Source organism: Rhodopseudomonas palustris BisB18 (assembly GCF_000013745.1).
Classification (GTDB): Bacteria; Pseudomonadota; Alphaproteobacteria; order Rhizobiales; family Xanthobacteraceae; genus Rhodopseudomonas_A; species Rhodopseudomonas_A palustris_F.
The window spans coordinates 3,366,966-3,389,006 of sequence record NC_007925.1; the positions used below are offsets into that span (position 1 = coordinate 3,366,966).

The window sequence follows — 22,041 nt, forward strand, 5'->3', positions numbered from 1 at the left end:
CGGCAGCCGACGCAACGCATCGCCCGCATTTTCACACAGACTTGGCAATCTCGCGTCCTGATGATTAACGGCCTCACAGGGTCAAGCGACGATCCGCGCAACTGTCAGATGTTCAAGACCCACACATGAACGCCAAAACACCGCAGCTGGCTTCCTCCCAGCCCGAATCGTTCACCCGGAACGCGGATCTCGATGCGGACGCGGTGCCGCGCTCCGCTCTACGAGCGCTGTTGGTCGCTCAGGCTCCGCTTTTGGCGACCGCCGGCGTTCTCTCGCTCCTTTGCGGCGTCCTCGAGTTGCTTCCGTATTGGCTGATCTATCGCATGGTGATCATTCTCATCGGACCGCAGCCTGACCTCGGCAGCCTGATGATATTCGCCACGGCCATGCTCGCCGCAACAGGCGCGCGCTTCTTGATCGGCGGCACGAGCCTGCTCGCATCGCATGCCGCTGCGTTCCGCGTCTCACGCCGACTTCGCCACGTGCTGGTTGCCAAGATAGCGGAACTGCCGATCGGTGCACTCGAAGGCCGCGCCGGAGACTACAAGAAGGCGATTGTGGACGACCCTGGTGGCCTCGAAGGCTTGATTTCCCATACCTACCCCGACGCCATCACGGGATTGTCGACGACGGTGCTGGGCGCGATTTTTCTATTGACGATCGACTGGCGGATGACCCTGGTGTCGCTGGCTTTGATCCCGGTGAGCGTCTACGCCCAGTTCCGGATCTTTGGATCTTATGCTGAGAACGTGACCCGTTGGCACGCCGCCGAAGCTGCGGCGAATTCAGGCCTAATGGCTTATGTTTCTGGATTGGCGACGTTGAAGGCGTTCAACCGGACCGCGACGACGTTGGATCAGTTGCGCGGATCGATACACGCCCTCGCCGAGCTTGCCGCCACGATGACGCGACGATCGGCCGGCGCCTATGCCGTTTTCACCATCTCACTGTCGACTAATCTGCTCGTCGTGCTTCCGGTCGGAGTTGCATTTCTGCTCAATGGCATGCTGGATGCGCCCACGCTCGTTTTATTTTCGCTACTCGGCGCCGCATTGACGGCGCCGTTGCTCAAATTGTTGATCGCGATGTCGTCCTTCGAACGGCAGCGTCAGGGCTGGACCAGAATTGCCACCCTTCTCGAGCAGCGGCCGCTTCCTCGATCAAACGAGCCGGTTCTTCCAGCGCGGTTCGATATCGCATTCAAGGCGGTCTCGTTCGACTATGGCGAGAAGCTTGCCCTGCGCGACGTCACGTTCCACTGTCCCGCGGGGCGGGTCACTGCGCTAGTCGGACCGAGCGGTGCGGGCAAAAGCACGCTTCTCGCGCTCCTCGCCCGGTTTCAGGAGACCGGCTCCGGCTGCATTCAGATCGGCGGCGTCGACATCCGGCGAATTTCCGATACCAATCTTCAATCCCTGTTGGCGACGGTGTTCCAGCGGCCGTACTTTTTTACCGGAAGCATCGACGAGAATCTTCGCGTAGCCTCGCCAGCCGCCGGCGTCGACGCTATTGAACGCGCGCTTTCGGCAGTCAATCTTTCCGACGTCTTCAAACGATCCTCCCTCGGCACCGCGACGTCGATCGCCGACAGCAGCGCTCGCTTGTCCGGCGGCGAGCGGCAGCGGCTCGCCATCGCGAGAGCCGCGATCAAGAACGCCCCGATCCTCCTGCTCGACGAGGCCACCGCGTTCGTCGATCCCGAAAATGAACTTTCCATCCAACATGCGCTGTCGCAACTCGCCGTCGGACGCACCGTTCTGGTGGTCGCCCACCGGCTTTCGACCATCGTCGAGGCCGACCAGATCGTCGTCCTGAACGCAGGGCGAGTCGAGGCATGCGGAACGCACGAAGAGCTGTTGACGTCGTCAGCCACCTATCGCCGGCTTTGGGCCGCGCAGTCACGGGCCTCAACGTGGCGACTGCGATCTTCGGAACGTGAGGATTTCGAGTATGATCGTTGATCTCGGCTTCGATCTCGCGGGACGACGCGAGCCTCGCCTAAAGCTCGGATTTGCTCTCGGCGTGGCGTCGGCCTTTTGCGAGGCGCTTCCCTACGTCGAACTCGCACGCGTCATCGTCGCAATCCTGGCTGGCCAGGCGAGCATCGGGCTGGTGATCGAGGCCCTTGTCGTCGTCGGTTCCGCCACATTTGCGCAGGCCTGGCTGCGGTCGAACAGCATCGTCGTCAATTTCGTCGCGACCTATCGTCTGGTGGCGGACGCGCGACTCCGGATCGCGGACCATCTGAGCCGTCTGCCGATGGGGACGCTCAGCGAAGCGCGACGCTCCTCCATCGCGGAACTGCTGACGAGTCGCTTCACGCTCTATCAAGAACTGATCACCCACGCCTGGGGATTGACGATCGTCAACGTTTCGCTGCCGCTGTTCCTGTGGCTGATCATGTTGTGGGCCTCCTGGCCGCTTGCCTGCATTGCGGCGGTGATGGTGCCGGTCACGATCATCGTCGTCCCATGGACATGGCGATTGATCGGCCGGGCCTCGGAACGCGTGCAAGGCGCGCAGACTGACTTGGTCGCCGGATCGATCGAAGCCATCGAAGGCGCCCGTGACCTCCGCCAATTCGATGGCGCGGGACAACGTGCGGAACTTCTCCATCAGACGATCGACCGCCTCGGGCGCGAACAGCTGCGGCACGAGCTCGCGCCGGCTCCGGCGTTGATGAGCTTCAATATCCTGAGCCAGCTAGGCTTCACCATCGCGACCCTGGCGGGAGCGTTTCTGTTGGCGCGGGGCATGCTCGACGTCGAGCGCTTCATCATGTTTCTCATCGTCGGCGTCCGGTTCGCTCGAGCCCTGGCAGATCTCGGCATCCAGATCGCCGAACTCCGGGTCGCGCAGATCACCTTGACTCAGATCCGCGCACTCGTGCAGTCCACCCCGATGCCGATGCCCGAGACCGGACTGCTTCCGAAAGATGCATCGATCGCGATCGAAGGTGTGTCGTTCTCCCATAAGCGCGAGGACGGCCAGGACGTGGTGCTGCGCGACATCGACGGATTCATCCCTTCGGGGGCCCTGGTCGCGATCGTCGGCCCATCGGGCTCGGGGAAATCCACGCTGGCCCACCTGGTCGGTCGTCTCTGGGACGTCGGCTCCGGCTCCATCCGCATCGGTGGTGTCGACGTGCGCGAGATGACTTCGGAGGTGCTCTGTCGGACGGTCGCAATGGTGTTGCAGGATGTCGCGCTGTTCGAAGGAACGATCGCCGACAACATCCGACTCGGCCGTCCGGACGCGACCGACGCGGAGGTCCAGGCGGTCGCTCGGGCCGCGCGCGCCCACGACTTCATCGTCGCTTCTCCCGATGGCTACCAGACGATGCTCAATGCGACCGGCACCGATCTATCCGCGGGAGAGCGCCAGCGGATCTCGATCGCGCGCGCGCTACTGAAAAATGCCAGCGTCCTGGTACTCGACGAGGCGACCGCTCAGGTCGATTTCGAGAACGAAGCCGAGATCCAAGCCGGCCTCGCCGAACTCACGCGAGATCGAACGGTCCTGTTCATCGCGCACCGCCTCTGGACCGTGACGGAAGCCGATGAAATCTGGGTCCTCGACCAGGGCCGGATCGTCGAGCGCGGCACACATCAAGTTCTGTTGGAGCGGAAAGGCCGCTATCGCGAGCTTTGGGATGCTCAGCAGCAGGCGCGATCCTGGCGCCTGGGCGCCCGTTCAGAACCCCAGCGTGGTTTAGCCTGCCCGGATCGATCCGCATCGAGCTCGTGATCGCGGGGCCGAGGCGGCGCATTCGGACGGGGCCAGGGCGACAGCCTGCAAAAGAACGGCGGTATCCCTCGTTGCAATCAGGCGCACCGGGCGGGCGGCAGACCCGCGCGACCTGTTACATCGAACCGTTGCCCGCCTTGAGGACCATGCCCGACCAGAGGCCGCCGGACTGTCAATCGGCGTTCAAATTTGACCCCGCATCGGCGTCCAATTTTGACCCCCTTGGGCGACGGGTCTGGGCGGTAGCGCTCGCCTCGTCGGAGCTGGTCGGGGTTGCGGAGACGAGGCGAGCGCGGGCGATTTGGTCGTCGTCGCGGTTTTTGAATCGCCAACTGTCGTTACCGGTCTCAACGATGTCGCAGTGATGGGTCAGGCGGTCGAGCAGCGCAGTCGTCATCTTGGCGTCGCCGAACACGCTCGGCCATTCACCGAATGCCAGGTTGGTGGTGACGATGATCGAGGTCCGTTCGTAGAGCCGGCTGACGAGGTGGAACAGGAGTTGGCCGCCGGATTGGGCGAACGGCAGGTAGCCGAGTTCGTCGAGCACGATGAGATCCATCCGGGTGAGATGCTCTGCGATCTGGCCCTGCCTGCCGTTACGGGTCTCGGCCTCGAGTCGATTGACGAGATCGACGACGTTGTAAAACCGGCCGCGGGCGCCGGAGCGGATGCAACTGCGGGCAATGGCAATGGCCAGATGGGTTTTGCCGGTGCCGGTGCCGCCGATCAGCACGATGTTGCGTTGCTGGGCAATGAAGCCGCCGCCGGCCAGGTCGTTGACCAGGGTCTGGTTGATCGGGGTGCCGTCGAACAGGAAGCCGTCGATGTCTTTGGCAAGCGGCAGCTTGGCGATGGTAAGTTGGTATTTGATCGAGCGCGCCTGCTTCTCGTTGATCTCGGCACTGAGCAGATCGCCAACGATGCGCTGGGGTTCGTGTTGCCGCTTGATTGCCGTGGTCATGATCTCGTCGTAGGCGGCCTTCATGCCGTAAAGCTTGAGCTCGCCCATCAGGTCGAAGAGTTGAGTACGTTCCATCAGACGGTTCTCCTCAGGTTGTCGTAACGGGCACAATCGGCGAGCGGCGCGTGGCGCAATGTCAGCGCGGCGGGCGTAAGGATGTTGGCCGGCGGCGTGGGATCGCGCTGGCGCGCCAGGATGTTGAGGATGGCGTCGGCGGAATGAACGCCGTGATCGACAGCTTCGGCGCAGGCGGCATCAACCGCCGGCAGCCCGTCGGTTAGCACCGCATTGAGGATGTCGACCATCTGCCGATTGCCATCGACGACGCCGGCGAGCTTGCGCCGCACTCGCTCCATCGCGGCCGGCAGCACCCAGTCCTTGAACGGCGCACCGTTGCGCAAGGCCCCGGGCTTGCGCGCCAGCACCGGCACGTAATGCCAGGGATCGTAACTGGTCTCGCCGCGGCCGAAGCAGCGAGGATGCTCGGCCACGATGCGGCCGTCCTGTCGGATGACGATACGGTCGGCATAGGCATGAACCTCGACCGGACGCCCGACGGCGCTCGCCGCCACAGAGTATTTGTTGTTGTCGAAGCGCACCAGGCAGGTCTTGGAGACCGATGCCGGCACCGCATGGAATCCATCGAACCGGCCGGCATAGGGGACGAGCTTCGGCCGCTCGGCTTCAAATACCTCCCAGATCGTTTGCTCGGTCAACTCCGGATGGCGATGCGCCTTGGCGTAGGCGATGCATTTGTCGGTGAGCCAGGCGTTCATCTCGTCATAGCTCTTGAACCGCAGCCGCGGCGTAAAGAACCGCTCGCGCACCAGGCCGACCTGGTTCTCGACCTGGCCCTTCTCCCAGCCCGACGCCGGTGTGCAGGCGACCGGCTCAACCAGATAGTGGCTGCACATCTGCATGAAGCGGCGATTGTAAAGACGGGCCTTGCCGACGAAGATCGTCTCAACCGCCGTCTTCATGTTGTCGTAGATGCCGCGCCCGCAGGTCCCCTTGAACAGTGCGAACGCCCGGTCATGGGCGTCAAACACCATCTCCTGCGTCTCGCGCGGATAAGCGCGCACCAACAGCATGCGGCTGTGACAGAGCCGGACATGGGCGACCTTGACGATCACCGTCACCCCGCCGAGCAGCACGACTTCGTGGCTCCAGTCGAACTGGTAGGCTTCTCCCGGCGCAAAGCTCAGCGGCACATAGGCCGCGGCCGTCGCCTGGCCTCGCTCTTTGGCCCAGTGGCGGGCGTAGCGACGCACAGCATCGTAGCCGCCGTCATAGCCTCGCCCACGCAGCTCTTCGAAGATCCGGATCAGCGTCAATTGCTCGCGGGCGGCCTTCGCAGCGTTGCTTGCAAGCAGTGCATCGAGCTCAGCCGTCCATCGGCCAAGCTTCCGTCGCGGTTGAACCTCGCGCCCATACTCGAATGACGTCTCACCGGACCGCAGCACCTTGCGGACCGTGTTCCGCGACACCCTCAGATCCCGGGCGATCTCCTTGATCGTCTTGCCCTTGAGAAAATGCTCACGCCGAATCCGAGCCACCGTCTCCACTGTCAGCATTCCCCCACCACCCGCTTCGAGCCAAAAGCGGGTAGCTTGGAGTGGAGGGGGTCAATTTTGAACGCCGATCCCCCGGCTCAGGGGGTCAAAATTGCACGCCGAATAACAGCCGGACACTGTAGCAGCGCCGCCCCCCCTCGCGGAAGTCAGCCTTACGATGTCATTCCGGCCGCCCGACGCCGCCGGCGCCATCCTCCCCCGGACGAGCCGTGCCTGAACCGGCGAAAAAGGCCCCGGAGGACCGGAGCCTTTTGACGTTTCAAAGCACGTTTGCGGGCGCCTGGCGGCGTCCGTTTCAGAACTGGAATCTGGTGGACACTCCGAACAGCCTGCCCTGGCCGATCGTGCTCAAGACCAATCCTCCGGTGGAAAAACTGTTGGTCCGGTAGACAACGTCAGTCAGATTCTGCGCGAAGATCTTGACGGTCGGCCCTTTATAGACCGCCAGTTCGAGACCAAGGTCGTATGTCGCGTAGGCATCCTGCCCCAAGGTGTTGGCCTCGTTGAAATACACCTGGCTGTAGTAATGCACCGCGCCTGTCAGACTGATGTCCGCCGCCATCGCCGTCTGATCGATCAGGTAGCGTCCTAACAGGTGAGCGGTCACGTCCGGCGCGTAGGGCACCCGATTGCCATTGTAGATCACACCGCTGATCGGATCGACGAAATCGGTGAATTCGGATCGTCCGAAGTTGGCATTTGCGGTCAACGTCAGCCGCTCCGTCGGCCTGATCCTGGTCTCGACTTCGACACCCGTGCTCGTCGCCTCGCCAGCATTGCGCAGCACCTGCAAACCGATCGGGCCAACATAGATCTGCTTGTCCTTCGACTCGATGCGATAAAGAGCCGCAGAGAACTGTAGACGGTCGTTCCAGAAATTCGCACGTGTGCCGATTTCGTAGTTCCAGGCCGTCTCCGGTCTGTAAGCCTGGCCGTCGGCAGCGAACGACACCGCATGATTGAATCCGCCTGGCTTGTAGCCTTCCGAAACCAGGCCGTAGACCCTGACCTGATCGGTCAATTGATATCCGAGCGAGACTTTCGGCTGAAAACTGGTGAACTCTGCGTCGTTCGCGAGAGCCAGCGGCACATAGGTCGCTAGGTCAAGCCCTCTGAAGTCGATTGATGCCCAATCGATGCTGCCCCGCGCGCCGACCGTCAAATCCATCTTGTTGGTCAGGGCGTAGGTGCTCTCGCCGAACAGCGCTGCACTTCGCGTATCGACCTTGTTGACGCTCTGCATCGGCAGGCCGACATAGGCATCGCGCTCGAAGGTGCCGTCACGATACGAGACGCCGGTGACGGCGCGCAGCCGACCGCCGTCATTATAAGTCAACTTGACCTCCTGGTTGAACAGGCCGGTCGTCTCCGGAAACTGATAGCCGAACAATTTTCGCTTCAGATCGACGTATTGATAAGATGTGGTGCTCGACAGCGTAAACGCACCGAACCGATAGTTCCAGTTCAACCCGCCAGTCGAAATGTCGCGTTCAATCTCGTTGTACGGGAACGCCAGAATCGAGCTGCGATAGATCCGATCCGGAACGTCTTGGTCCAGGATCGCAGTCTCTTCGTTCGACTTCAAGTGGTTGTGGTGCGCCCAGACGTTGAAATCGAATGCGCCACCGGTTGGCGCGTAACGCAACCCGATGCGTCCGTTGACGGACTTGGACCCGTCGATCGCATCGTTGGTGCCGTTGCTGTCGCGAATCTGGCCGAACTGATCGACCGCCTTGAGCGTCAAGTCGAGGAACAGCGTATCCTTGATCACCTCTCCGGTGGCGGCGAAACCGCCGTCGAACCGGCGGTTGGCGGCGGTTCCGAAGACCGTGGCCGTGCTCTGGCGCGGCTGACGCGTGATGATGTTCAGCACACCCGCGTAGGCATTTGTGCCGAACAGCGTGCCTTGCGGTCCGCGCAAGAATTCCACCCGCTCGACATTGTCCAGATCCTGCACCATAGCTGCGGTCGCCTGCGGGACGCCGTCGATATACACCTGCACCGCCGAGCTGTAATAATCCGGCGACGACATGCCGCGCGCGGTGAAACTCGCATAGGCGCGATTGCCACGATTCTCGATCACGAGACCCGGAAGCACCTTTGGAAGGTCGTCGATAGATCGGACGTCGTTTTGGCGGAGTTGTTCCGCGGTGGCGACCGATGCGCCCGCATCGACCTTGTCGAGCGTTTGACCGGACGATTTGAGAGTCGTCGGCTCTGCCACTCCTACCACCGAGGGAGCGGTCGGAGTCGCGGGCCTGCCTACTGCTTGCTGTCGACGAGCGCTGCGGGCGGCTGCGGACGATTTGGGCCTCTGCTGTCGCTGCCGCACCTCGTCCGGCCGCGTGACGATAATCGTATCGAGCGTCTGGGGCGTAGTCTGAGCTTGTGACGGCCCGGCTGCTATCGATGAGGCAACCACAGAGAATGTGACCGCCGAGACTTTCCAACTCTTCAAGAACATTTCTAATTCCACCCGCGTCTCAATATCAATCGGAGCATTTTGATCGCGGGTGCGGGCTTCACTGTCTAACGTTGCCGGGACGCCGACTTGTTCGATTCGAACTAAATGCAAAAATGCGAAAGACAGATCGAAGATGTGGCGTTGTCGCAACAGTCCCTGAAGGACGACGCGGGAGCGCTGGGCGCGATGGTCGGAGGCCTCCGGCGTAGCGCCGAAGGCCTCCCCGATCGCAGCGAGCCGGGCGCTATTCAGGACGGTGCCGCTTCATTCCGCACTGACTTGGCGGATCCGCCGCGCTGCTTCGACCATGTTGACCAGCGCGCCTTCGCCCTCGTCCCAGCCGCGCGTCTTCAATCCGCAGCCGGGATTGACTGTCGATGGTGTCCCACCAGGTGGTGTAGCTGGACGGTAGCGGAGCCGCTCGCGAGCGCGCCCCCCAGAGCGTCGTAGCGAGCGAGCAGCGGTCATCGGCGATGTCTTCGGCAGGATCGGGTTGCGACACACCAACGCAACCGAGGAACCGCCGATGACCGACGACATGATGAACCTGCGCTCACCCCCGACGCCGATTTGCTGCGCGAGATGATCGGCTTTGCCGCCCAGCGGCTGATGGAGTTGGAGGTCGGCGGCCTGACCGGCGCCGGCCATGGCGAGAAGACCCCTGAGCGGCTGGCGCGGCGCAATGGCTATCGCGACCGCGACTGGGAGACCCGCGCCGGCACCGTCGAATTGCGGATCCAGAAGTTGCGCAAGGGTAGCTATTTTCCGGGCTTTCTGGAGCCGCGCCGGATGGCCGAGAAGGCGCTCACCGCGGTGATCCAGGAGGCCTATGTGCACGGCGTCTCGACCCGCTCGGTCGGTGATCTGGTCAAGGCGAAGGGGATGAGCGGGATCTCCAAGAGCCAGGTGTCGCGGCTGTGCGAAGAGATCGACGACAAGAGCCTGCCCCCGCGAAGGCGGGGGTGAAGGCGTTTCTTGGCCGGCCGATCGAGGGCGACTGGCTGTATCTGTGGATCGACGCCACCTACGTCAAAGTGCGCCAGGCCGGCCGCATCGTCTCGGTCGCGGTGATCCCCGGGTCAAGCCCGAGGACCGCGGTCGGCGTCAACAGCGACGGGCGGCGCGAGATTCTCGGGCTCGATATCGGGCCCTCCGAGGCCGAGACGTTCTGGACCGGGTTCCTGCGCAAGCTCGCCCGCCGGGGGCTACGCGGCGTCAAGTTGGTGATCTCCGACGCCCATGAAGGCATTAAGGCCGCGGTCAGCAAGGTCTTCAACGCCACCTGGCAACGCTGCCGCGTCCACTTCATGCGCAACGTGCTCGCCCATGCCGGCAAGAGCGGGCGGCGCGTCGTCTCCGCCTTCATCGGCACGGCGTTTGCGCAGGACGACGCTGAAGCCGCGCGAACCCAATGGCGCCGGGTCGCCGACCAACTGCGGCCGAAGCTGCCGAAGCTCGCGGCCTTCCTCGATGAAGCCGAGGTCGATGTTCTCGCCTATATGAGCTTCCCGCCGGCGCATCGCACCAAGCTGCACTCGACCAATCCGATCGAGCGTCTCAACGGCGAGATCAAGCGTCGCACCGAGGTGGTCGGCATCTTCCACAACGAAGACGCCATCATCCGTCTGGTCGGCGCCATCCTGCTCGAGCAGAACGACGAATGGGCGTTGCAGCGCGCCCGCTACATGACGCTGGAAACCATCGCCCCGATCGGCGATGATCCCGCCGTCAGCCTCCCGGCCTTCGCCAGCTGACCGGCCCGGACCCTACCGGCCATCGCGGTGACACGCCGCCAACTACACCACGCCAAGGGACACGATCCCATTCTGTGTTGCATTCAACATGCGCAAAGGGGCGCCTTTCGGGATCGCCCGTTCGCTCCGCCGATGGCCAACGTTGGGCGCGAAGCAGACCAGCCTTTGTGCACGCTATCTACGCAAGAGCCCTCTCGCTCTTTGAAGTGGCTTCACATCATCCTGCAAGTGGGCGCAGGTTAGACTTGCGAGTTCAGAGACGGAGAATGCCGGCTCAGCGGGTTTGAAATACGGGTTAAGCGGCGACTGTTCGGCAGCGAAAACCGCCACCGAAACTACGATATTGCCGCCGTTCGTTCCCGTCACTCCCACTCGATGATTAACCGAAGCGGTAAGTATTTGAATTTTCGATGAGTGTAAAACGAAGGAATCGACGTTTACCGTCAGATATACCGTCAGAATCGCACGCAATTGATTTTCCACAATAAATGTGTCGTGGTGCGCGGCGTCGATCTGTACGTTTGCATTATATACAGAGTGCGGGAGAAATAGCTAGATCCGATCGCAAAAGGTCGTGATTGACTGCGATAGATGGCGTGATTGATACCGCGCCTCCACTCGATCTGAAGGCCTCCAGCCGCGACCTCAACGTCGAGCGAATCCGAACACCGCAGCCTCACGCTGATTCACGCGTCAGCCGCCACCATCGCCTCCACATAGGACCTCAAGGTCGACCAGACCTTTCCCGTCGTCCCATAAGCCCAGAGCTGGTCGCTCGTGACTTTCCGCTGTCGAAGCCCCTCACGTAGACCTTCTAGAGCGACATCCAGACCGACCTTCGCTCGATAGCGGAAGCAATCAACGATCGATCGTGCTGGATTTGTGATTGCCACCTCGATGCCATCGATGGAGTGCCGCTCGACACCTTCTGTCAGAGAGGAGCCGGTGAAGCGCACAAAGCGGATGGGAGGATAGTCGATCTTGGGACGCCAAGCGGCGCGATCGATGGCCATCCAAACGGTCGACGGCATTTGCAGCGTCAGCTCATGGAATTGCAGCGCCGAGGTCAGGCAGATGACACCTCTCGGAACGAGCACCGACGCTTCCGCAAGGATACGCGCCGCATCGCCCGAGCCATCCGCGAGTTGATAAAGGCCGCGCGCGGGGCGAATGACCGACCCGTCCCGGACAAGACGCGCCAGCGTTTCCGCACCAATGCCATTGGCGGCAAAATCTTTCAGCCGCATCATTGGGCATGCCTTCAGCAGCTTGAGCGCTTGAGCACGTTGAGAATCGATCTGGGGCAGTGTCGTGATATTTCCTCGATATATTTTACCAATAGCGGAGGTTTTATCACGCCCTCAAGAAAGGGCAATCCAGAACTGAAACAATCAAGTATTTGATTTTGCTGGTATTTTTATAACGTTCGCTGAGATTCCTGCAAATAACTCGTGCCGTGCTCAGCGCCAAATCGGTCTACGTCGCGCCTCTTGAATGTCAGAAAAATATGCCTTATTTTCTGACGCATGAAAACAGCAGTTGCATCAGTTCCTGATCAGATCATGAAGCGCGCCCGTGCAGCTGGGCGCGGCGGCGTTTACACGCCCAGTGACTTCCTCAACGTGGCGGCGCGAGCCGCGGTCGATCAGGCGCTTTCGAGGTTGGTCAAGGCCGGGAAGCTGCGCCGGCTAGCTCGGGGCCTGTACGACTTTCCCAAGGTCCATCCGAAACTCGGCCAGCTTTCCCCAGCACCCGATGATGTCGCGCATGCCTTGGCGCGCGAGACTGGATCGCAGGTTCAGATCGCAGGTGCGCGCGCTGCAAACGCTCTCGGCCTTACGACGCAGGTGCCTGCGAAGAACACTTACTTGACCGATGGCCCTTCTCGCCGCGTCGTGCTCGGCAAGCGCGTGGTCGACCTTCGGCATGCATCGCCGAAGCATTTGATCGCCCCAGGCAGCCCGGCGGGCACCGTCGTTCAGGCCCTTCGCCATGTCGGGGCCGTGCGTGCGGCTGATGTCGCGCAAGTCGCTTCGCGCCAACTCACGGTGAGTGACAAGAAAACGCTCGCGTTCTCCGCGGTGCAGGCGCCAGCGTGGATGCGGCCGACGCTGGTATCGATCGCTAACGCGGTGGCGGCCGGCATCGATGGATAAGGTCGCCCTACTCTCATCGAAGGATCGTGCCGCGCTGTTCGGTGAAACCGGCGCGGCTCGCGGTGTGGCGGATACGATCATCGAGAAGGACTTCTGGGTTTGCTGGACCCTGAAGCGGCTCTTCGCACTGCAGGGCGAGGAGTTCGCCAGCCTTGTTTTCAAGGGTGGCACCTCCCTGTCTAAGGCCTATGGCGCCATCCGCCGCTTCTCGGAAGACATCGACCTGTCCCTCGACCGCGCAGATCTTGGATACGCAGGGGACCGCGATCCTGAAAAAGAAGGGCTCAGCAAGAAAAAGACGGCTCAGCTCATCGACGACCTAGTGGCCGACGTCGAAAATCACATCGCGGAGAAGCTGCTCCCCGCGTTACGGCGCACGATCATAGACCAACTCGGCGAGCCGAAGGATGCCGAATGGCGGCTGGAGATCGATCCCAACGATGCCCAGACGGTCAATTTCCGCTACCCAGCCGCGCTTGAGGCAACTCACTATGCCGGAATGGCTTACATCACTCCGAGGGTGAGGCTAGAACTCGGTGCGCGCGGCGATCCGTGGCCGACCGAACAAAAGATCATTCGCCCCTATGCGGCAGAGGACTTCCCCGACTTTTTCGAAGCCCCCGACATCAACGTCGTCGTGCTGTCCGCGCTGCGCACCTTCTGGGAAAAGGCGACGGCGCTACACGCCGAGGCACATCGGCCGAGTGAGACGCCGACGCCACAGTATTTCTCGCGGCACTATTACGATCTCGCGATGCTGCTTGGCACTGATGAAGGAAAGGCCGCCGCCACAGACTTTGACCTCTTGGCGCAGGTCGCTAAGCACAAGGCGACTTTCTTCCGCTCCGGTTGGGCGAGCTACGAGACCGCCAAGCCGGGGAGCCTTCGCTTGATGCCGGACGAAGCCCGCATCAAGGATCTTCGCGCCGACTACAGACAGATGGCGCCGATGATGTTTGACGATCGGCCGCCATCGTTCGACGACATAATTGCGAAAATCGAGAAACTTCAAGAATCCATCAATAAGTAGATAAATACAGTCCGCTGGGGAGGACACGTTATTAGCTCGATACGGTCCATCGACCTCCGTCTTGTAGATGACCTCGTCGACTTCGTCCGAGGCCCCGGGTTCGTGCTGGACTTTTCCGACACGAGCTTTGCGGACTTTTTCAAGTCCGAGCTGAAGGTCGGCATCGACGATCCCAAATACGCGGCGAATGGTGGCTCCAAGGGGAAGCGGCTGCGCTATTTTTTACAGAACTGTGACGACACCGCAGCCGTCCGCGCGCTCACCGCGCTCTGGGAGCACCGCACCGAGTATATCGCTCGTAGCGGCGGAAAGGATCCGGTGGTCGACGCGGCGTCGCGCTATCAAGGCTTGATCGATCGTCTGTCTAGCTGTGCGGCTACAAACCCAGCCCGACCGGCACCAGCGCCCATTCTCGATCGTCAGAAGATCCTGGCGATCAAGGCGGAGCTGCTGCGTATCTCATCACTCGGCGCACAGGCACGCGGCTTCGCCTTTGAAGGATTTCTCAAGAGCCTGTTCGACGCCTTCGGCCTGGCAGCTCAGGAACCGTTCCGACTGCGGGGCGAACAGATCGACGGCAGCTTCCACCTTGGAAACGACACCTATCTGCTGGAAGCCAAATGGCACGGCCAGCCCATCGGCGTCGCCGATCTCCACACGTTCCACGGTAAGATCGAACAGAAGGCCGCCTGGACGCGGGGTCTATTCGTAAGCAACAGCGGTTTCTCCGAAGACGGCCTCGTCGCCTTCGGCCGAGGCAAGCGTGTCATCTGCATGGACGGCCTCGATCTCTACGAAATGCTCGACCGGAAGATACCGCTCAACCAGGTTCTTGAACGCAAGGTGCGAAGGGCTGCCGAAACCGGCATGCCCTTCCTTCGCGTTCGCGACCTCTTCCCGAGCTAAGGAGGAGGCGCATGGTTCAATTCAATGATTGGTGCGACTCCGCCGACACGCCCGTAGGCAACCACCACGTCCGCGTCATGACGGGCCGACCGGCGGACTCTGCGACCGGGATTCAGGTAACAGCTACGGCCGTCCCAGCCCACTATGCCGCCGAAGAGCGCATTGCCGGAGCGCTTGCGAGGCTGGGCAAAGCCGCTGCAGCGAAGATGATCACCGATCTTCTCCCTCAAACGCCGCAGATTCGATCAGGTGACCTCGGCGAAATCTACGCGACGGAGTGGATCGACGCGCACAGCGGTTATCGTGCTCCCATCAAGCGGCTGCGTTGGAAAGATCATCGCAACATGGCGATGCGCGGCGATGATGTCATCGGCATGATCCTCGACCCTGCAACACAGCGTCTCCGCTTCTTGAAGACGGAAGCGAAGAGTCGCATCGACCTGCGCGCCCAGACGCTGCAGGAGGCGCGGACCGGCCTGGACAAGGATGGTGGCCTTCCATCGTCGCATGCGCTGTCCTTCATCTCGGCCAGGCTGATGGAGCTGGGTGCTGACGCGCCGCTTGTCGATGCGATCGACGAGGCACTCTATCGGCACGGCATCCCGCCCGAGAGCGTCAAACATCTCCTTTTCACCTTCTCCGGAAACTCCCCGCAGGCACTGCTGACTCAAGCGCTGCAAGCCTATCCCGGTCCGATCGGACAATGGGGTGTAGGCCTGCACGTCGATGGCCATGCCGCCTTCGTCGGGGCGGTCTACGCTCAGGTCATCACCGATGCCAACCAGCCCTGAAGCGATCATAGCCGCCATCACGGACGCCGCGGCGACGGGCTTTCGCGGCAGACTTATCGCGCGGGGCCAAGCGCGTGCCATGATCTGGCGTGACGGTGTACTGCCTCCTGGCGCCCCCGCCTTCTCGTCGCAGCTTAGCTTCGACCTCCACAGTTACGCCTATGGCTTGCTTGGGCTGGGGCTGCGCCTCCTCGAACTGGATGGTGACCCAAACCAAGCACGGATCGCTTTCGAACAAGCGGCGACCGCCCTCGAGGCAGTTATGGCTAAAGGCAATCGCGCTGAGGTCGACCGCGACTTCCATTTCGTCATGGCGGCGGCGAGCTATCATCTCGCGCATCTATCCGCTCGAGCTTATTCGCTCCTCGCGATCGTCGCGGCCGAGGAGAATTTCTCCCCCATCGAACAGGCGCTCGCGCTGTTGATGCGCCGAGACATCACCGAGTTGCGGGCGCGCGTGTATGCCTTCCGCCTGGATGGCCGAGGGTCGGACGCGACTATTGCAGCGCTCTTCCAACAGCGCCTCGCCGAGCCCGCCGCCGCCGATGCGCCGGAGCGCGATGGACAGGACTTCCTTTTCGAGGGCCTAGATCTCGCCCTGACGGATTCCTTCTTCGGCGCCTTCGCGATGTTTCTGCTCGCGCTGGATCGTGGCGAGCGGGCTCTTGTCGACCAGGCGATCGCGCAGCTTCGAGAGAGTCTCGAAATCTGCGCGGAATTGAACCTTCTGCCACAATGGTGGGTGCATCGGGTCGCCATCCATCTCCTTTCCGATCTCTGGTCCAACACTTTCCACGAGAAAGTCCCGCTGCTCCCCGCCGGTGGTGCCGCGCCTTCATGGCCTGGTCTTCGCGAACTCTTCATCGCCCTGCTCGCTCGGCGTCCGAGGGCCGAGGTCGACCTCTGGCCGTCGCAGACCGAGGCCGCGTCGCGCGCTGTCGATCAGACGGACAATCTCGTCGTCTCGCTGCCGACCAGTGCCGGCAAGACCCGAATCGCCGAATTGTCCATCCTGCGGTGCCTGGCCGGCGGCAGACGAGTGATGTTCGTGACGCCGCTGCGCGCCCTGTCGGCGCAGACAGAAACCACGCTCCAACGCACCTTCGGTCCACTCGGCAAGACCATCTCCGCGCTCTACGGCAGCATCGGCGTGTCCGGCTTCGATGAGGACGCCATCCGCGAGCGCGACATCGTCGTCGCAACCCCTGAGAAACTTGACTTCGCATTGAGAAACGATCCGTCGCTTCTCGACGACGTTGGCCTGCTCGTGTTCGACGAAGGCCACATGATCGGACCTGGGGAGCGCGAGGTTCGGTACGAAGTCCAGATTCAGCGCCTCCTGCGCCGCCAAGACGCCGATCAACGCCGGATCGTTTGCCTGTCGGCGATCCTTCCTGACGGAGATCAACTCGAGGATTTCTCGGCATGGCTGCGTCGCGACCAGCCCGGAGGCCCGATCAAGCATGACTGGCGACCGACACGCCTGCGGTTTGGCGAGGTAACATGGAATTCGCCAACAGCGCGTCTCAATCTTCGTGTCGGGGAGGAAAAGCCCTTCGTGCCTCGCTTCCTCACCGGCGCGGCTCCACCATTGTTCGTGCCGCCGAAGAAGCTGCGCACCCGGCTCTTCCCGGATAACCAACAGGAGCTGAGCCTTGCCACGGCGTGGCGGCTCGTGAGCGATGGTCAAACCGTTCTGATCTACTGCCCAGAGCGTCGGAGTGTCGAGCCCTTCGCCAAGGTCATCGTGGAGTTGCACTCGCGCGGTGCGCTCGCATCTCTGCTCACCGTCAACCCGGCCACACTCCAAACTGCTATCGCGCTTGGCGAGGAATGGCTCGGCCCAGACAGCGACATCCTCAAATGCCTGCGGCTTGGCGTGGCGCTCCACCATGGTGCGTTGCCGACCGCCTATCGCAAGGAAGTCGAGCGGTTGCTGCGCGACGGTGTGCTCAAAGTCACGATCTCATCGCCAACCCTCGCTCAGGGGCTCAACCTGTCAGCGACGGCCGTCGTCATGCACTCGCTCTATCGGCATGGGGAGAAGATCAAGGTCTCCGAGTTCAAAAACGTCATCGGCCGCGCTGGTCGCGCCTACGTCGATGTCGAAGGCCTCGTCCTCTATCCCATCTTTGAGGACGCAAAGAATAGGAAGCTCAACGAGTGGATCGAGCTGATCGAAGATCTCGGCGCCCGCGAGATGGAGAGCGGGCTCATCCAGCTCATCTTCTCGCTGCTCAAACGCATGCACGCCCGGCTTGGGGGCAACCTTGACCAATTGATCGACTATGTCGTTAACAACGCGGCAGCATGGACCTTTCCCGAGGTCGCAGGGGAAAAGCCCGATAAGCGCGAGCGGGCACTTAACGAGTGGGAGCGCCATATGGCGACGCTCGATACGGCCATTCTCAGCCTCATCGGCGAAGCCGACGTGCCGGATGACCAGATCGAGACCGCGCTCGACAACATCCTTCAATCCTCGCTCTGGCAGCGTCGATTGCTCCGCGTGGACGACGCATCGCGCGCCGCCTATCGCGCCGCGCTGCTCACCCGAAGTCGCTACATCTGGGCGAATTCCACGGCTGCAACGCGACGCGGCTACTTCCTCGCGGGCCTTGGCCTCGAAGCCGGTCACGCTCTCGACGCCGTTGCAGCCGAGGCAAACGATCTCCTCGTCCAAGCAAACGCTGCCCTCATGGTGTCGGATCATGAGGCGGCGATCGCCGCGATCACCGGGATCGCCGAGCGCGTGTTCGCCTTCTACCCATTCGAGCCCGACCCATTCCCAGTCAACTGGCGGGACATCCTGCGATGCTGGCTGCTTGGGCAGCCGCTCGCCGCGACGGTCGCCGGTCAAGAAGGTGAAGCGTTGCAATTCATCGAGGGTGGGCTGGTCTATCGCCTGCCTTGGGCCATGGAGGCGTTGCGCGTTCGGGCTGCCGCCAATGGCGATGTCGTCGGTGTGTTCGGCCTAGCGCTGGGGGATTACGAGTTGGGCCTGGCGGTACCGGCCGTGGAAACCGGAACGATCAATCGCTCCGCGTCAATCCTGATCCAGGCAGGCTTCAACTCGCGGCTCGCTGCCATCAAAATCATTACCGACACCGGCGCCACGTTTACGAGCGGTGCGGAACTGCGAGCTTGGCTTCGCACACCCGGCGTCGCAATCTGGTCGGCCGAACCAGATTGGCCGACCGCAGAAACGAGGGCCATGTGGCTCGAATTTATCCGGGAGTTCGCGCCGGCCGACAACCGGACTTGGGCGCGGCGAGACTATCTTGGAAACGTCCAGTGGTTCGCCGCACCCGCCCCTCCCGGGACGCCCGTTAACCTCTGTCACCGGAATGGACAGCCGCTGGTGCTGGCACCCGACGGGCGCGCGATCGGCCTGCTGCAACACCCGCTCAACTCAAATCGGCGTGGTCTCGTGCGAGCGAACGTCTCTCAGAACGTTGCCCATCTCGATCTGAGCTATCTCGGCCCCGATGACTTGTGGGGAGCCTAGAACGCGGATGACGAAGCCGCCCACATATTTCGGCGCATGGGGCAACGTACCCGTCGATGATGATGTCCGACCGTTCAGCATCCTCAATCCCGAGCGAGATGATACCAACCGCAATAACCGCCGACATCACTTCATCTCGGCCGTCTATATGGACGGCTTCGCTGATGAACGGGGCCGGGTGCAGGTCTACCGTTGCGAGGCGCCAGAAGACCCGCACCCGATGAACCCGCGGGCGATCGGGTTCGAGCGAGACTATTATTCCCAGAAGCTGCCCGAGGGCGGTCAGGAGAACCATCGCTTCGAGGATCTGTGGAACACGATCGAGACCGTGTGGCCTGAGACGGTCCAGGCACTCGCAGCTCGCCGGCTGTCACCTGCCATTTCCTTCAACGTCTTAGGTATGCAAACGATCATGCGCGCTCGCGTTCCGGCAACGCGCGACCGCCATGCTTTGATGCTCGAGGCCAAGCTTCGCGCCGAGCACAAGATCGCCGAAGAGATCGGCGCACTTCCTCCAGAACTTGAGCGCTACGCTGGTCAGTTCGACACGGTGCCCATCGGAATCAACCCGCATGAGACGTTGTTGGCGATGACTGGCGAGTTCAAGGATTTCGGTGATCTCTGCTTCCGACTCGGCTTCGAGGTGCTCCACAACAAGACAAGCGTGCCCTTCCTCACATCGGACAATCCAGTTTGCAGTTATGATCGACGCCAAGCGCTCCTTACGCGGACGCCTTACGAGCATTCCGGCGAAGTCGAGCTGATCTTCCCAGTTTCCGCGCGCATGCTCGTGCGCGGCTCCAGCAAACGCGGGCCGGTGAACATGATCTCGCGGCACCGCGACGTCTTCGACAGTCGAAAAGTGCGGCAACTCAATCGGACGATCTCGCAGTTTTCCTATCGAATGGCCATCGGCCAAGATCGGTCGAGCGACGATCTGGTACGCGCCCATGCCGCGCTCGTGCCCACCATCACCACCGAAGTGCGCCGGCGCGAAAAGGAGATCCAGATCATCTGCCGGAATGTCTTTGGCCCTCGGCCGGTGCTATCGCAATATATCGATACGCCTGAAAAGGCCGCACGCGTTGAGGCCGAAATGGCTGCCGCCTCGAGCCAAACAGACCAGTTTCCCGCTGATGGTGCAGGTGTTGCAGCGGCGAGAAGCGAGTTCAGTCAAGATACATGAGCTCGGAGTGTGGCATCTAATATCCGAGGATTTGGATCACCTGACTTGCTCCGAAAGATGAGGTTACGGCGATACACTGCGACTTTCCGAAGACGGCAATTCGGCTGGCTGACGCAGCCCCCAGCGGAGAGATCCAGTACAAGCGGGCTCAGTAACGAGGGGGGCGTCGCGCCTTTGCAAATCCCCGGTCCGTTGCCATGAACCGCTCCAGCATGGGGACGATCAGGCGAACGGGATCGGCGGCGGCTTGGCCCGCCTCGCGGGCGAGGATTTCCGCATAGGCGGTCAGGTCGCGATGTAGGCTGGCGGGAAGCTCCAGCGTAACCTTCACCGGCTTGTCGTCGGCGATCAGGCCGAGTTTCAGTGTTATTCGGCGTGCAATTTTGACCCCCTGAGCCGGGGGATCGGCGTTCAAAATTGACCCCCTCCACTCCAAGCTACCCGCTTTTGGCTCGAAGCGGGTGGTGGGGGAATGCTGACAGTGGAGACGGTGGCTCGGATTCGGCGTGAGCATTTTCTCAAGGGCAAGACGATCAAGGAGATCGCCCGGGATCTGAGGGTGTCGCGGAACACGGTCCGCAAGGTGCTGCGGTCCGGTGAGACGTCATTCGAGTATGGGCGCGAGGTTCAACCGCGACGGAAGCTTGGCCGATGGACGGCTGAGCTCGATGCACTGCTTGCAAGCAACGCTGCGAAGGCCGCCCGCGAGCAATTGACGCTGATCCGGATCTTCGAAGAGCTGCGTGGGCGAGGCTATGACGGCGGCTACGATGCTGTGCGTCGCTACGCCCGCCACTGGGCCAAAGAGCGAGGCCAGGCGACGGCCGCGGCCTATGTGCCGCTGAGCTTTGCGCCGGGAGAAGCCTACCAGTTCGACTGGAGCCACGAAGTCGTGCTGCTCGGCGGGGTGACGGTGATCGTCAAGGTCGCCCATGTCCGGCTCTGTCACAGCCGCATGCTGTTGGTGCGCGCTTATCCGCGCGAGACGCAGGAGATGGTGTTTGACGCCCATGACCGGGCGTTCGCACTGTTCAAGGGGACCTGCGGGCGCGGCATCTACGACAACATGAAGACGGCGGTTGAGACGATCTTCGTCGGCAAGGCCCGTCTTTACAATCGCCGCTTCATGCAGATGTGCAGCCACTATCTGGTTGAGCCGGTCGCCTGCACACCGGCGTCGGGCTGGGAGAAGGGCCAGGTCGAGAACCAGGTCGGCCTGGTGCGCGAGCGGTTCTTTACGCCGCGGCTGCGGTTCAAGAGCTATGACGAGATGAACGCCTGGCTCACCGACAAATGCATCGCCTACGCCAAGGCGCATCGCCATCCGGAGTTGACCGAGCAAACGATCTGGGAGGTATTTGAAGCCGAGCGGCCGAAGCTCGTCCCCTATGCCGGCCGGTTCGATGGATTCCATGCGGTGCCGGCATCGGTCTCCAAGACCTGCCTGGTGCGCTTCGACAACAACAAATACTCTGTGGCGGCGAGCGCCGTCGGGCGTCCGGTCGAGGTTCATGCCTATGCCGACCGTATCGTCATCCGACAGGACGGCCGCATCGTGGCCGAGCATCCTCGCTGCTTCGGCCGCGGCGAGACCAGTTACGATCCCTGGCATTACGTGCCGGTGCTGGCGCGCAAGCCCGGGGCCTTGCGCAACGGTGCGCCGTTCAAGGACTGGGTGCTGCCGGCCGCGATGGAGCGAGTGCGGCGCAAGCTCGCCGGCGTCGTCGATGGCAATCGGCAGATGGTCGACATCCTCAATGCGGTGCTAACCGACGGGCTGCCGGCGGTTGATGCCGCCTGCGCCGAAGCTGTCGATCACGGCGTTCATTCCGCCGACGCCATCCTCAACATCCTGGCGCGCCAGCGCGATCCCACGCCGCCGGCCAACATCCTTACGCCCGCCGCGCTGACATTGCGCCACGCGCCGCTCGCCGATTGTGCCCGTTACGACAACCTGAGGAGAACCG

The 22,041-nt window shown here is 62.1% G+C and carries 12 protein-coding genes and 4 pseudogenes; 10 read left to right on the forward strand and 6 right to left on the reverse strand.

Annotation, left to right across the window (positions count from 1 at the left end; translation table 11 throughout):
* Nucleotides 1-125: 125 nt before the first annotated feature.
* Nucleotides 126-1,961 (forward strand): ABC transporter ATP-binding protein, encoded by a 1,836-nt coding sequence (locus tag RPC_RS25100; RefSeq protein WP_011473482.1) that lies wholly within the window; start codon nt 126-128, stop codon nt 1,959-1,961.
* The gene (locus RPC_RS15250; protein ID WP_011473483.1) at nt 1,951-3,747 is read left to right on the forward strand and encodes an ABC transporter ATP-binding protein; all 1,797 of its coding nucleotides are present in this window, start codon (nt 1,951-1,953) and stop codon (nt 3,745-3,747) included. Before RPC_RS25100 ends, RPC_RS15250 begins: the two co-directional genes overlap by 11 nt.
* 172 nt (nt 3,748-3,919) lie before the next feature.
* Here the strand turns inward: RPC_RS15250 and istB are convergent, their stop codons facing one another.
* The 4 genes and pseudogenes from istB to RPC_RS26620 form a co-directional block, all read right to left on the reverse strand.
* Nucleotides 3,920-4,783 carry an IS21-like element helper ATPase IstB gene (istB, locus tag RPC_RS15255; protein ID WP_011473484.1) on the reverse strand — a complete coding sequence of 288 codons (864 nt, stop codon included), beginning with the start codon at nt 4,781-4,783 and terminating at the stop codon, nt 3,920-3,922.
* An 8-nt stretch (nt 4,784-4,791) separates the two neighbouring features.
* A pseudogene (gene istA / locus RPC_RS15260) lies at nt 4,792-6,282 on the reverse strand (IS21 family transposase); the annotation flags it as partial.
* A 295-nt stretch (nt 6,283-6,577) separates the two neighbouring features.
* Nucleotides 6,578-8,506 carry a TonB-dependent receptor gene (locus RPC_RS15265; RefSeq protein WP_049766111.1) on the reverse strand — a complete coding sequence of 643 codons (1,929 nt, stop codon included), beginning with the start codon at nt 8,504-8,506 and terminating at the stop codon, nt 6,578-6,580.
* 504 nt (nt 8,507-9,010) lie between these two features.
* Nucleotides 9,011-9,118: pseudogene (locus tag RPC_RS26620) on the reverse strand (hypothetical protein); the annotation flags it as partial.
* 154 nt (nt 9,119-9,272) lie between these two features.
* Here RPC_RS26620 and RPC_RS15270 point away from each other — a divergent pair.
* A pseudogene (locus tag RPC_RS15270) lies at nt 9,273-10,500 on the forward strand (IS256 family transposase).
* A gap of 686 nt (nt 10,501-11,186) precedes the next feature.
* Here RPC_RS15270 and RPC_RS15275 read toward each other — a convergent pair.
* Nucleotides 11,187-11,750 (reverse strand): type IV toxin-antitoxin system AbiEi family antitoxin domain-containing protein, encoded by a 564-nt coding sequence (locus tag RPC_RS15275; protein WP_011473487.1) that lies wholly within the window; start codon nt 11,748-11,750, stop codon nt 11,187-11,189.
* Nucleotides 11,751-12,026: 276 nt separating this feature from the next.
* Between RPC_RS15275 and RPC_RS15280 the strand changes: the two genes are divergently transcribed.
* From RPC_RS15280 to RPC_RS15305, 6 genes are all read left to right on the forward strand, one after another.
* The gene (locus tag RPC_RS15280; protein WP_011473488.1) at nt 12,027-12,656 is read left to right on the forward strand and encodes a DUF6088 family protein; all 630 of its coding nucleotides are present in this window, start codon (nt 12,027-12,029) and stop codon (nt 12,654-12,656) included.
* Nucleotides 12,649-13,686, forward strand: a complete 1,038-nt coding sequence (locus tag RPC_RS15285; protein WP_011473489.1) for a nucleotidyl transferase AbiEii/AbiGii toxin family protein — start codon at nt 12,649-12,651, stop codon at nt 13,684-13,686. Before RPC_RS15280 ends, RPC_RS15285 begins: the two co-directional genes overlap by 8 nt.
* A 102-nt stretch (nt 13,687-13,788) precedes the next feature.
* Nucleotides 13,789-14,592 (forward strand): restriction endonuclease, encoded by an 804-nt coding sequence (locus RPC_RS15290; RefSeq protein ID WP_011473490.1) that lies wholly within the window; start codon nt 13,789-13,791, stop codon nt 14,590-14,592.
* A gap of 11 nt (nt 14,593-14,603) precedes the next feature.
* Nucleotides 14,604-15,383 (forward strand): Hachiman antiphage defense system protein HamA, encoded by a 780-nt coding sequence (locus tag RPC_RS15295; RefSeq protein ID WP_011473491.1) that lies wholly within the window; start codon nt 14,604-14,606, stop codon nt 15,381-15,383.
* Entirely contained in the window at nt 15,367-18,888 is a 3,522-nt protein-coding gene (locus tag RPC_RS15300; protein WP_011473492.1) for a DEAD/DEAH box helicase, read from the forward strand. The genes RPC_RS15295 and RPC_RS15300 overlap by 17 nt, the downstream gene beginning before the upstream one ends.
* 7 nt (nt 18,889-18,895) lie before the next feature.
* Nucleotides 18,896-20,074: a DUF4238 domain-containing protein gene (locus RPC_RS15305; RefSeq protein WP_011473493.1), complete on the forward strand. Its 1,179-nt coding sequence runs from the start codon at nt 18,896-18,898 to the stop codon at nt 20,072-20,074.
* 148 nt (nt 20,075-20,222) lie between these two features.
* On the opposite strand, the gene RPC_RS25540 is transcribed toward RPC_RS15305, so the two are convergent.
* Nucleotides 20,223-20,489 (reverse strand): DUF2274 domain-containing protein, encoded by a 267-nt coding sequence (locus RPC_RS25540; RefSeq protein WP_011473494.1) that lies wholly within the window; start codon nt 20,487-20,489, stop codon nt 20,223-20,225.
* A 57-nt stretch (nt 20,490-20,546) separates the two neighbouring features.
* Between RPC_RS25540 and istA (RPC_RS15315) the strand changes: the two are divergent.
* A pseudogene (istA, locus tag RPC_RS15315) lies at nt 20,547-22,037 on the forward strand (IS21 family transposase); the annotation flags it as partial.
* Nucleotides 22,038-22,041: the final 4 nt, after the last annotated feature.

Bases quoted from the DNA above. Each gene is read 5' to 3' on its own strand.
- RPC_RS25100 (WP_011473482.1), top strand. From the start codon at position 126: ATGAACGCCAAAACACCGCAGCTGGCTTCCTCCCAGCCCGAATCGTTC.
- RPC_RS15250 (WP_011473483.1), top strand. From the start codon at position 1,951: ATGATCGTTGATCTCGGCTTCGATCTCGCGGGACGACGCGAGCCTCGC.
- istB (WP_011473484.1), bottom strand. From the start codon at position 4,783: ATGGAACGTACTCAACTCTTCGACCTGATGGGCGAGCTCAAGCTTTAC.
- RPC_RS15275 (WP_011473487.1), bottom strand. From the start codon at position 11,750: ATGATGCGGCTGAAAGATTTTGCCGCCAATGGCATTGGTGCGGAAACG.
- RPC_RS15280 (WP_011473488.1), top strand. From the start codon at position 12,027: ATGAAAACAGCAGTTGCATCAGTTCCTGATCAGATCATGAAGCGCGCC.
- RPC_RS15285 (WP_011473489.1), top strand. From the start codon at position 12,649: ATGGATAAGGTCGCCCTACTCTCATCGAAGGATCGTGCCGCGCTGTTC.
- RPC_RS15295 (WP_011473491.1), top strand. From the start codon at position 14,604: ATGGTTCAATTCAATGATTGGTGCGACTCCGCCGACACGCCCGTAGGC.
- RPC_RS15300 (WP_011473492.1), top strand. From the start codon at position 15,367: ATGCCAACCAGCCCTGAAGCGATCATAGCCGCCATCACGGACGCCGCG.
- RPC_RS15305 (WP_011473493.1), top strand. From the start codon at position 18,896: ATGACGAAGCCGCCCACATATTTCGGCGCATGGGGCAACGTACCCGTC.